We start from the raw sequence: 10947 nt of genomic DNA on the forward strand, positions 1-10947 counted from the left end.
AGGGGCGGCGCCAGCCGAACGTGTATTGGGAGGAACAGCTATGTCCGAATTGATCATCTCCGCTGACGTTGTCGAAAAGACCAACACCGCGCGCAAGGCTGATCTCGAGCGTGACTACGCGTCGCTCGGCGGGCGCCTCGACCGTCGCGGCATCGCCATCGATGCCATCCGCGACAAGGTCGAGAAATTTGCCGTAGCGATCCCCTCCTGGGGCGTCGGCACCGGCGGCACCCGCTTTGCTCGTTTCCCCGGTGCCGGCGAGCCGCGTGACATTTTCGACAAGATCGAGGACTGCGCCGTCATCGGGCAATTGACGCAGGCGACACCGACGGTGTCCCTGCACATTCCGTGGGACAAGGCCGACCCGAACCGGCTGAAGCAGGCGGCCTCGCGCTTCGGCCTCGGCTTCGACGCCATGAATTCCAACACCTTCTCCGATGCGAAGGACCAGACGCTTTCCTACAAATTCGGCTCGCTGTCGCACGCCGATGCCGGCACGCGCCGGCAAGCGGTCGAGCACAATCTCGAATGCATCGAGATCGGTAAGACGCTCGGCTCCAGGGCGCTGACGGTGTGGATCGGCGACGGTTCGAACTTCCCCGGACAGGTCAATTTCGCCAAAGCCTTCGAGCGCTATCTCGACGCCATGAAAGAGGTCTATGCCGGACTGCCGGACGGCTGGAAGCTGTTCACCGAGCACAAGATGTACGAACCGGCCTTCTACTCCACCGTCGTGCAGGATTGGGGCACMAACTACATGATCGCCAAGGAATTGGGCGACAAGGCGTTCTGCCTGGTCGACCTTGGTCACCACGCGCCCAACGTCAACATCGAGATGATCGTGTCGCGGCTGATCCAGTTCAAGAAGCTCGGCGGCTTCCATTTCAACGATTCGAAATATGGCGACGACGACCTCGATGCCGGTTCGATCGATCCCTACCGGCTGTTCCTCGTCTTCAACGAACTGGTCGATGCCGAGCTTTCCAGCGCCGAGGGTTTTGACCCGGCCCATATGCTCGACCAGAGCCACAACGTCACCGATCCCATAGAAAGCCTGATGCTGTCGGCGGTCGAGGTGCAGCGCGCCTATGCGCAGGCGCTGCTGGTCGACCGCAAGGCGCTGGAGGGCTATCAGGACAGCAATGATGCGCTGATGGCGACGCAGACGCTGAAAGCCGCCTACCGCACCGATGTCGAGCCTATCCTCGCCATGGCGCGGCTGAAGACCGGTGGCGCCATCGATCCGGTCGCCGCCTACCGGGCGGCCGGCTACCGCGCCAAGGTGGCAGCGGAACGCCCAGCGGTCGCCGGCGGCTCGGGTGGCATTGTCTGACATCTCAATTGATCCGTCTGGTCCATCATTGATGGGTGGACTTGGTGATCTCGAGGGGTTCTTCTAGGCGTCCCCCGCTCGGAGAACCGCCATGCCTCTCACCCGTCGAACACTGATCGCCGCCAGTCTTTCCATCACCTTCGTCCTGGCGCCATTGTCAAACGCCTTCGCCGCGTCACCCGCGCCGGCCAAGGGCGAGCACGGCATGGTGGTGACAGCCCAGCATCTGGCGTCTGAAGTCGGTGTCGAGATCCTGAAGAAGGGCGGCAATGCGATCGATGCGGCAGTCGCCGTCGGCTATGCGCTCGCCGTCGTCTACCCCAATGCCGGCAACATCGGCGGCGGCGGCTTCATGACCATCCGCTTCAAGGACGGCAAATCGACCTTCCTCGACTTTCGCGAGCGCGCGCCGTTGGCGGCGACCAAGACCATGTATCTCGACAAGGACGGCAACCCGGTGAAGGGCGCCAGCCTCGACGGCTATCTCGCGGTCGGCGTGCCTGGCTCCGTCGCCGGCTTCGAGATGGCGCGCGAAAAATACGGCACCTTGTCCAGACAGGATCTGATGGGGCCGGCGATCAGCTATGCCAAGGACGGATTCGTCCTCAATCAGGGCGACGCCGCCTCCTTTGCCGGCAGTGCCGACAGGTTGGCGAAGGATCCCGCGGCTGCCGCCATCTTCCTGAAACCCGATGGCAAGCCCTATGGCATCGGCGAGCGCCTGGTCCAGCCGGACCTTGCCGCCTCGCTCGCCGCCATTTCCGAGAAAGGCGCTGATGCCTTCTACAAAGGTGCCATTGCCGACGCCATCGTCAAGGCAAGCGGCGCCAAGGGCGGTATCCTGGCCAAGCCGGACTTCGAGCAATATGCGGTTCGCGAACTGAAGCCCGTGACCTGTACCTATCGCGGCTATGAGATCACATCGTCGCCGCCGCCAAGCTCCGGCGGCGTCATCATCTGCGAAATCCTCAACGTGCTGGAAGGTTATCCGTTGTCTTATCTCGGCGCCGGTTCCGCCGACACGGTCCATGTCATGGTCGAGGCGATGCGCTATGCCTATGTCGACCGCAATTCAGCACTCGGCGATCCCGATTTCGTCGACAACCCGGTCTCGAAACTGTTGGACAAGGCCTATGCCAAGGACATTCGCGACAAGATCGATCCGTTCCGGGCCGGCGTGTCGCAGGACCTGATGCCGAAGGGCTTTGGCGAGAGCAAGGAGACGACGCATTATTCGATCATCGACAATGACGGCAATGCGGTCGCCGTTACCTATACGCTGAACGGCTCGTTCGGCGCCGGCGTCGTCGCCGACGGCACCGGCATCCTGCTCAACAACGAGATGGACGATTTCACCCAGAAACCCGGCGTGCCCAACCTCTATGGTCTGGTCCAGGGCGAGGCCAACGCCATCCAGCCGAAGAAGACGCCGCTGTCGTCGATGAGCCCGACCGTCGTGGCCAAGGACGGCAAGCCGTTCATGGTCATCGGCAGCCCGGGCGGTTCGCGCATCATCACCATCACGCTGGAAGCCATCGTCAACGTCGTCGACCATGGCATGAACATCCAGGAGGCGATCGACGCGCCGCGCATCCACCACCAATGGCTCCCCGACACCGTTTACATCGAGCCGTTCGGCCTGTCGCCGGATACCGAAAAACTGCTGGCCGGCATGGGCTACCACCTCGATCTCGGTGATAAGACCTGGGGCCAGGCTGCGGGCATCCTGGTCGGTGGCAAGAGCCTGGCGGAGATCGAGAAGGGCGGCGGCGCGCGCTACAATGGCGCTATCGACAGCCGTGCCGCATCGGGCGAAGCGCTCGGATATTGATGTCTTGATTCACAAGCCGGATCGTCACGAAATCAGCGTGACGGTCGACGCTATCAGCAACAACGCGGCGATGCCGACAAACAGCGCGTAAATGCGCGGCCGGTCGAGCAGCAGCGCGTTTCCCGATATCCAGGCCGATGTGGCGCCGCCAAGTGCAAAAAGGAACCCATTGCGGTGCCCGAAGGTCATCGACGCGGCCATCAACCCACCAATGATCAGCGCGCCGAACACGATGATCACGGCAACCGCATACTTCTCGAAGTCGTTGCCGCTTCCCATGCTTGGACCTATCGCATTCAACGTCGGCAGATCGTCCGGGTCGAAGGGATTGCTCGACCCATATTCGTCTTGACCGGCAGGCTCACGCATTACTCGTTCTCCGTATAGCGGCAACAAATCATCAAGCCTTGCCGAGCGCAACCCGATCGCACTGCCCTCGATGCGTTCGGCACGGTCTTCTACACCTTTCCGCCGCAGCGTGCCGCCGACTTTTTTGATTCGTGCCCTTGGCCGTCTTTGATCTCGGATAATCCTGGGCACACCTGCCCGAAGGCTGCCGTGGACCATCCTGTCATGGAACGAATTCGTGGAGGAAAAATGATACTGAACATGGATTGGTCATCCGTGCGGCGATTTTCGGTGGGACGTGACGTCGCACTGTGCGTAGCGTGGCCGAATCGTCTTGCCGTCGCTCGCCGACAGCCTGATCGCTCGGGACGCGTCGCATCGCCACAGTTTCATGCGGCGCGTTTCAAGCCGCCGATGGCCTGCGCCGCGTCGCTTTGCTCGTTGCTCCGACCCAGGATGACGAAATGTGAACGTATCCATTGATCGCCAAGGCATGCGGCCAAACTTCTGTCCCGACACCGCGATTTCTATCCGCGAGCCGGCGGCAGCTCGAAGACAGTGGCGCCGTTCTCCTGGCCGCGCTCGACATAGCCGATCAGGTGAAACCATCTTGCGACATCCGACCCCTGCAGCCAGCTGCGCGAGTGAATGGGCAGGTTGCCGGCGAGTGCCTGGATGTGCCTGATGTGCCGTTTGCAGAAGCGAATGGTCGCGGCACGGAAGAAATCCTCCTGTGCGGCGAACAGCGTATTGGCGGCGTCGCTGTTCTCATGCCAGGCGATGATCGCCACGGTCTTGTCGCCCTCGACAAGCGCATGCGCACGGCCTTCCTTCAAGTTCATCATCAAATTGTCGTAAGCGATCTTGCTGTCCTTGCCGGCAGCGACGTATTCATCCGACATCCGCTTGGACAGGCCGCGAAAGACATCCTCGAGATCCCCGAGCGTTGCAGCGCGTGCTCTCATTTCTCCTCCTGGAGCCCCGACAGGGAGTTTGCCCTAAGGTTGGGGGATCACCAAGCAAATCAAATCCGCTGGTAGGCCAACGAGCGCAAAGTTGTTTCACTCGACGATGTGCCATGACGCCACGGGCAGGCTTCCGTGTCTCCGTTAAGGTGTAGAGATGCGCCGCGAACCCGCCCAAGTCAGGCGGATTTTTCGCGCGTCAGTCTGGGATCGCGCGCATGAGGGGAAATGCACCCCGACCATCAAGGGCGATAGCGCACAGGCGGAAGGCGGCTTGGCGGTTTAATACCCATGGTAGGTGATGCCGGTGACGTACCAATAGGTCAGCATGATTGCGGCGCCGATAACAACCAGCCGGAGGAAGCCCCTAGCTGGACCGGGATCCATTCTCGACTCGTAGACAAAGCCGGTTCCGCCGCACTTTGTGCAGTTCATCCTCAGTGGTCCAGCGCCCGGCACCTGGCAGTTAGGGCACACGACTTTGACTTGGTGCATAACGCGCCCCTTTAGTCCAGCGGTATCTTGAATGCCAAGCAACGCTGCGGCGTACTTGAATTTAACGGATATTGGGAGGCGGGGCATCATGTCTAAAGGTAGTAGTGAGGGGTAGAGATTTCTTGATCTGTTTTCGCGTACTCTTAGCAGCTGATGGCTGGCAAATCGGTACCATATCCACCAATGCGACGATCATCGCGGTAAATTCAAAAAGCGTCGGGGAATTTCATGGGATCGGGTGCCTTCAAAGCCGTTTTGCAGCCCTCCCAGGTGCAAGAATACGTCGACAGCAAGGGGGCGAGGTTCGCTAGCGGCACCACTTTTCGACGGCAATGGCGATCGCCTTGGTGCAATCGACGAGGTCTCGCACCGAGACACGCTCATTGGGTTGATGCGCCTGCGCCGGGTCGCCCGGGCCGAAGTTGACCGTCGGCGTGTTGCCGAGGCCGGTCGGCAGGCCAATGTCGCTGTGCGCGCCGAAGCCGCTGAGCACCGGCGACAGATTGGCGTCCTTCACAGCTTCCTGGAATACACTCACGAACGGGCTGTCGGAGGGGATTTCGGCGCAGTCGGCATCAAGAATCCATTCGACGCGGGCAGGGTGCAGACGCAGATAAGGGTCCGCCTGGCAGACATGGGCAATATGCTCTTCGATCTCGCGCTTGACGTTGCCGCCCAACCTGAATTCGTCATGCTCGCTCGGCAGGTACTGCGCATCGATGATGATCTCGCCGCGCCCGGCCATGGAGGAGGGGTGCTCGCCGGCATTGATCTGAGTGACGATGATCTGGTTGGGCAAATCCATCAGCGGATGGTTCTTTTTCGGGTCGAACATCCAGCGCCGGTTGAGGATGTCAATGCCGTCGAGGATTTGCCGGCACAGCTGCACGGCATCGACCGGGCCGCTCGAATACCAGGCATTCGGCGTCAGCTCGGCATGCCCACCTATGCCGTCGATGACGATCCTGCCCCACAGTATGCCGTGGCAGAGCGGCGCGATCCTGTTTGCCGTCGGCTCGGTCATGATGCCGGCGTCGGCGTGAAAGCCGCGGTCGACCATGGCAAGCGAGCCCATGCCGCCGATCTCCTCGTCGACGACAGTGGTAAAGACGATGTCTCCGGAAAGGGGGATTTGTAGCTCCCTTAGGATTTCGACCGCCATCAGCATGCAGGCGACGCCGCCCTTCATGTCGACGGTGCCACGGCCGTGTAGGAAGCCGTCTTTCAGCACGGGCTGGAACGGATCGGTTGCCCAGTGTCCAGCGGCGCCCGGCGGCACGACGTCGATATGGCCGGTGAGCATGATCGAACGCCCGCCGCCGGTACCCTTCAGGACGCCGCCGAGATTGGGCCGGCCGTCAAAGGTCCTGCCCTTGTTGGCGCCGGCACGTCCCTTGTATTTTTCATAAAGCGCCGGGCCGTCCGGATCCCAGAGATCGGACGTGAAGCCGACCGCTTCGATGCGTTTTTGCAGATAGAGCTGGCAATCACGCTCACCCGGCCCGGCCTCCTTCGGACTGGATTTCACGATCGAGGGGAAGGCGACGAGATCGCTCAGCGTTTCGACGATACGATCGACCGCTGCCTCGACGCGGGCGGCGATAGTCTCTTCCATGGAAGGCATCATGATCTCCAACGTTGGGAAAGCCGGTCGGCAAGAAGGACGAACACCAGAAGGGCGCCGACAATCCCCACTTGCCAAACCGTGTTGATGTTCAATTGCAGCAGACCGGTCTTCAGCGTGACCAAAAGCAGCACGGCCGCGAACACGCCGCCGACGCCGCCGCGCCCGCCGGTGATGGCGATGCCGCCAAGCATCGCGGCGGTGAGCGATTCCAGTTCGAGGTTCTGGCCGATATTGGGCCTGCCGCTGCCGAGCCAGGCGAGCGAGACAAGGCCGGCGGCGCCGGCGAGCGCACCGCTCAGCGCATAGAGGATGAGGCGGACGCGATCGACCGGAATGCCGACCAGCCTGGCCGAACGTTCATTGAAGCCCATGGCGTAGATCCAACGCCCCCAGGCGGTCGACATCAGCACCAGGCCGGCGAGCGCAAAGCAGGGGATGGCGAGGGTGAGAAACGGCATGGGGATGCCTATGACGGCGCCACGCCCCCACACGAGCAGCCAGGCCGGCACGCCGGATTGAGCCGCACCCCCGGTAACGGCGAGCGCTGTGCCGGAATAGACGAAGAAGGTGCCGAGCGTCGCGATGAAGGGCAGAAGCGCGAGCCGGTTGACCAGCACGCCATTGAGGACGCCGAGCAGTGCGCCGGCCAGGACGCAAGCTAGCGGCAGCAGCAACGGCGGCAAACCCAGTTTGAGCGACAGCATGGCGATGATGGCGGAGAGCGAAACCGCGCCGCCGACCGACAGGTCGATGCCGGCGCCGCCGGCGAGGATGACCAGGCCCTGGCCAAGCCCGACCAGCGCCAGGATGGTCGAGAACTGGAGGATGGTGGTGACGGTGCCAAGGTTGAAGACCGCGGGCTTTAGCACAGCCAAGCCGACAATGACGATCAGCCAAAGCCCGCACAGAAGCGCGAGCGTAAGGGCCGGGCCTTGCAGATTGCGCAGCGTCTTCATGTGCGGGCTCGCTGGAGGCGGGTCAGCGGAAGGCGATTGGAAATGGCTTCGAAGCCAAGCACGCCGATGATGAGAACGCCGGTGACGACAGGCTGCCAGAGCGAAGGGATGCCGATCAGAAGCAGGCCGTTCTGGAGGATCCTGAGCAGCAGCACGCCAAGTACGGTGCCGAGCAGGCTGCAGCGGCCGCCCAGTATGCTGGTGCCGCCGAGGATGACCGCGGCAATGGCGTCAAGCGCCAGCGTGCTGCCGATGCTCATTTCGACATTGCGGTAGGTGGCGACGTAGAAGGTGGCGGCGATGCCGGTCAGGATACCGCTGACGACGAAGGTCATGAAGCGAACCTTGACCACCGGGATACCTGAGAGCCGCGCCTTCTCCTCCGAATTGCCGATCGCCAGCAGATGCAGCCCATAGGGGGTGCGCCGCAGCGCCAGCCAGACCGTGAAATAGGCTGCAGCGATCACCAGGGCGGGGACAGGAATGCCGAGCACACTCGCGGCGAGCAGATCGGTAAGGGTCGAGGGCAGGCCGGAGAGCCATTGCCCGCCAAGCAGCACGAACACGGCGGTGCGGTAGATGCCGAGCAGGCCGAGCGTTCCGACAATGGCCGGAACGCGACCGAGGACGACGACGGCGGCGGTCACACAGCCGAGCAGCGCGCCGACCAACGGGCCGACGACAAGCGCCAGCAGCGGATTGCCGTCGGTGCCGAGCACGCGGCCGATGGCAATGGCCGCCAGACCCATGACAATGCCGATCGACACATCGATGCCGCCCATGGCGAGCAGCAGGGTCATGCCGAGGCCGATCAAAAGCAGTTCGGCGCTGTTGCGCAGCACGGTGACCGCATTGCCGGAGGTGGCGTAGTGCGGCGATGCGACAGCAAAGACGACGATCGCCAGCAGACAGGCGACAAGCAGAGACCACTCCCGCCCGTTCATGGAGATGACACCGTTTCCAGACTGTCGCACCGCGCTCACATCAGGGCTCAGAAGTTGAACTTGTCGACATTGTCCTTGGTGAAAACAGCTGGCGGCCCGAGCAACAAGATGCCTTTGGCGGCGTCATAGGTGGCGGGCTTCTCCAGGCCGGCAATTTTGTTTTCGGCCTCGAAAGCCTTGCCTTCGATGAGCTGCTTGCCAGCCCAGACCGTGAGATAGCCGAGCTGCTCGGGATCCCACAGCACGGTGAAGCCGAAGGCACCGCTCTTCAGGTAGGAGCGCGCGGTGTTGGGGCTGCAATAGCCGGCGCCAATGACGGAGCCGATTTTCCCGGCGGTCTCGATCGCCTGGGCGACACCCGGGCAGGTCGAGGAGGCAACGGCGATGATGGCCTTGATGTCGGGGTTGGCCGCCATCAGGTCGCCGGAAATCTGCGCGGCGCGCTCGGCCGTGCCGCCGGCGAATTGCGGGTCGAGCAGCTTCAGCTTCGGATATTTGGCGGCGGCCTGTTTCTGCATGAAGCCGATCCAGGCGTTGAGATTGGACGCCGTCGCCTCGCCGGAGACGATGCCGATTGTCGCGTCTTCGCCGACGCGCTTGACGAGTTCGTCGATGATTGTGGTGCCAAGGCCCTCATCGGTTGCCTGCGCGACATAGACGGCGCGGCCGCTGTCGGGCGCATCGCTGTCGCTGGTGAACAGCTTTATCCCTTTCGCCTTGGCGCTCTCGACTACGGGGGCGACGCTGGAGGCATCGAGCACGCTGACCGAGACCGCCTCGACGCCCTGGTCGATCAGGTTCTGCACGATCTGCAACTGGTCGACCGGATTGGTGTCGACGGGACCGGAATAGATGAAGTCGACGCCGAGATCCTTGGCGGCGCGGTTGCCGCCGGCTTCCATGGCGTTGAAATAGGGAATGCCGATCAGCTGCGGCACGAAGGCTATCCTGTGCTTGTCGGCGGCGGACGCGGCCGAGGCAATGGCGAGCGACAGTACGGAGACGGCGAGCGCTTTTTTGAACTGCGAAAGCATTGTGTTTGATCCTCTCTGGAATGACGCGCGTTTCAGTTTGTTTTTTCGAGCGCCCGCACGTCGGGATGGGCGCCCGTTATGAGCGAAACGACTTCCTCGTGGTTGGTCTCGGCGGCCAGCCGTTCGGCCACCTTGCGGCCGCGCCGGAACACCACGATGCGGTCGGCAACCTCGAAGACTTCGGAAATGTTATGGCTGATCAGCACCACGGCGCAGCCGCGCGCAGCGAGCCGCCGCGTCAGCGCTAGCACCTTGCGTGTTTCGGCGACGGCAAGGGCGGCTGTGGGCTCATCCATGATCACCAGCCTGGCGTTCAGATTAAGCGCCCGGCAGATGGCGACGGCCTGGCGCTGACCGCCCGACAGGCTGCCGACCGGAGCTTCAGGATCGGAAATATGGGCGTCGAGTTCCTGCAGGAGACCATCGACGCGCTGGCGCATTTCCTTGCGCTTGAGGAATGGGATGCCAAAAATGGAGCGTTTCAATTCTCGCCCGAGAAAGACGTTTTCGGCGATCGACAGGTTTTCTGACAGCGCCAGTTCCTGGAAGATCGTCGCGATCCCCGACGCGGCCGCGTCCTTGGGCGAGGAGAAAACGACCGGGCTGCCCTCGATGACGAGTTCGCCATCGCTCGGCGAGTGAGCGCCGGCCAGGATCTTGATGAAGGTCGACTTGCCGGCGCCATTATCGCCAAGCAGCGCCAGCACTTCGCCGGAGCGGATTTCAAGGTCGACGTCGGCAAGCGCCGTCAACGCGCCGAAGCGCTTGGCGATGTTCCTGGCCACAAGAAAGGGTGCCGTCATGGCGGTTGCTCCGGCGGTTGCGGATTGGCTAGGCGGTCTTGCTGACCCAGCGCAGCACGTTGGTCCAAAGGCGCGCGTAACCCGGCCATTCGACGAAGCTGTTCGGCAGCCAGTGCGGGCCGATATCCGATGTCCACACCAGCGTACGGCCTTCGCCATGCCGCCCTGTCACGAGCAATGGATGGCCGCCCTGGTCATGCGGCAGCCGCGCCAGGATCTCGACATCGCCGCGGTCACGGGCGATGACCTCGTTGGCGCCGAGCAGGATCGGCCATTCGCCCTTTATGCCGGCAAAGAGCGGATGATCCGCGGCGCCGATGATCTCGGGCCGAAAACCTTCGGGAATTTCGAGCCGATCGTCATAGGGGAGGCAGGTCACCGGCAGCGCGTCCTCGACCGCGGTGCGATTCCAGCGCGCCTTGCCGTCGATGCCCTGGAAGGAGAAATAGCCGCCGATCATCACCAGGCCGCCGCCGGCATGCGTCCAATCGCGCAGCAGCTTGAGCCGGTTGGGCACCGTCTTGCCATGCAGCCAGACGTCGGGATGCAACAGCAGCGAGTTGGCGCCGATGTCGGAGAGGATGATCGCCTTGTACTGCGACAGGCCTCCG

At 62.7% G+C, this 10947-nt stretch carries 10 protein-coding genes; 2 read left to right on the forward strand and 8 right to left on the reverse strand.

The window, feature by feature from the left end; all coding sequences use genetic code 11:
* Positions 1-40: 40 nt before the first annotated feature.
* A complete protein-coding gene (rhaI, locus tag AC1D0I_RS27130; RefSeq protein ID WP_477398975.1) occupies positions 41-1333 on the forward strand; it encodes an L-rhamnose catabolism isomerase in 1293 nt (430 codons plus the stop codon).
* A 91-nt stretch (positions 1334-1424) separates the two neighbouring features.
* Positions 1425-3164 (forward strand): gamma-glutamyltransferase, encoded by a 1740-nt coding sequence (gene ggt, locus AC1D0I_RS27135; RefSeq protein ID WP_477398977.1) that lies wholly within the window; start codon positions 1425-1427, stop codon positions 3162-3164.
* 24 nt (positions 3165-3188) lie between these two features.
* On the opposite strand, the gene AC1D0I_RS27140 is transcribed toward ggt, so the two are convergent.
* From AC1D0I_RS27140 to AC1D0I_RS27175, 8 genes are all read right to left on the reverse strand, one after another.
* Entirely contained in the window at positions 3189-3443 is a 255-nt protein-coding gene (locus AC1D0I_RS27140; RefSeq protein WP_206073701.1) for a hypothetical protein, read from the reverse strand.
* Between the two features lie 596 nt (positions 3444-4039).
* The gene (locus AC1D0I_RS27145; protein WP_095082202.1) at positions 4040-4477 is read right to left on the reverse strand and encodes a hypothetical protein; all 438 of its coding nucleotides are present in this window, start codon (positions 4475-4477) and stop codon (positions 4040-4042) included.
* Positions 4478-5279: 802 nt separating this feature from the next.
* The gene (locus AC1D0I_RS27150) at positions 5280-6587 is read right to left on the reverse strand and encodes a M20 family metallopeptidase (RefSeq protein ID WP_477398978.1); all 1308 of its coding nucleotides are present in this window, start codon (positions 6585-6587) and stop codon (positions 5280-5282) included.
* 8 nt (positions 6588-6595) lie between these two features.
* Positions 6596-7555, reverse strand: a complete 960-nt coding sequence (locus AC1D0I_RS27155) for an ABC transporter permease (protein WP_477398980.1) — start codon at positions 7553-7555, stop codon at positions 6596-6598.
* Positions 7552-8499: an ABC transporter permease gene (locus AC1D0I_RS27160; protein ID WP_477398982.1), complete on the reverse strand. Its 948-nt coding sequence runs from the start codon at positions 8497-8499 to the stop codon at positions 7552-7554. The genes AC1D0I_RS27155 and AC1D0I_RS27160 overlap by 4 nt, the downstream gene beginning before the upstream one ends.
* Before the next feature lie 47 nt (positions 8500-8546).
* Complete coding sequence (locus AC1D0I_RS27165; protein WP_477398984.1) at positions 8547-9533, reverse strand: autoinducer 2 ABC transporter substrate-binding protein; 987 nt, start codon at positions 9531-9533, stop codon at positions 8547-8549.
* 32 nt (positions 9534-9565) lie between these two features.
* A complete protein-coding gene (locus tag AC1D0I_RS27170; RefSeq protein WP_477398986.1) occupies positions 9566-10336 on the reverse strand; it encodes an ATP-binding cassette domain-containing protein in 771 nt (256 codons plus the stop codon).
* A gap of 28 nt (positions 10337-10364) precedes the next feature.
* The coding region (locus tag AC1D0I_RS27175) for a glutamine amidotransferase (RefSeq protein ID WP_477398988.1) at positions 10365-10947 on the reverse strand (583 nt) is incomplete at its 5' end.

This window comes from Mesorhizobium sp. P2_D1 (assembly GCF_056404455.1).

Excerpts from the sequence above, each read along its gene's own strand:
- AC1D0I_RS27165 (WP_477398984.1), bottom strand. The coding sequence starts at position 9,533 with ATGCTTTCGCAGTTCAAAAAAGCGCTCGCCGTCTCCGTACTGTCGCTC.
- AC1D0I_RS27140 (WP_206073701.1), bottom strand. The coding sequence starts at position 3,443 with ATGGGAAGCGGCAACGACTTCGAGAAGTATGCGGTTGCCGTGATCATC.
- ggt (WP_477398977.1), top strand. The coding sequence starts at position 1,425 with ATGCCTCTCACCCGTCGAACACTGATCGCCGCCAGTCTTTCCATCACC.
- AC1D0I_RS27145 (WP_095082202.1), bottom strand. The coding sequence starts at position 4,477 with ATGAGAGCACGCGCTGCAACGCTCGGGGATCTCGAGGATGTCTTTCGC.
- AC1D0I_RS27170 (WP_477398986.1), bottom strand. The coding sequence starts at position 10,336 with ATGACGGCACCCTTTCTTGTGGCCAGGAACATCGCCAAGCGCTTCGGC.
- AC1D0I_RS27150 (WP_477398978.1), bottom strand. The coding sequence starts at position 6,587 with ATGGAAGAGACTATCGCCGCCCGCGTCGAGGCAGCGGTCGATCGTATC.
- AC1D0I_RS27155 (WP_477398980.1), bottom strand. The coding sequence starts at position 7,555 with ATGAAGACGCTGCGCAATCTGCAAGGCCCGGCCCTTACGCTCGCGCTT.
- AC1D0I_RS27160 (WP_477398982.1), bottom strand. The coding sequence starts at position 8,499 with ATGAACGGGCGGGAGTGGTCTCTGCTTGTCGCCTGTCTGCTGGCGATC.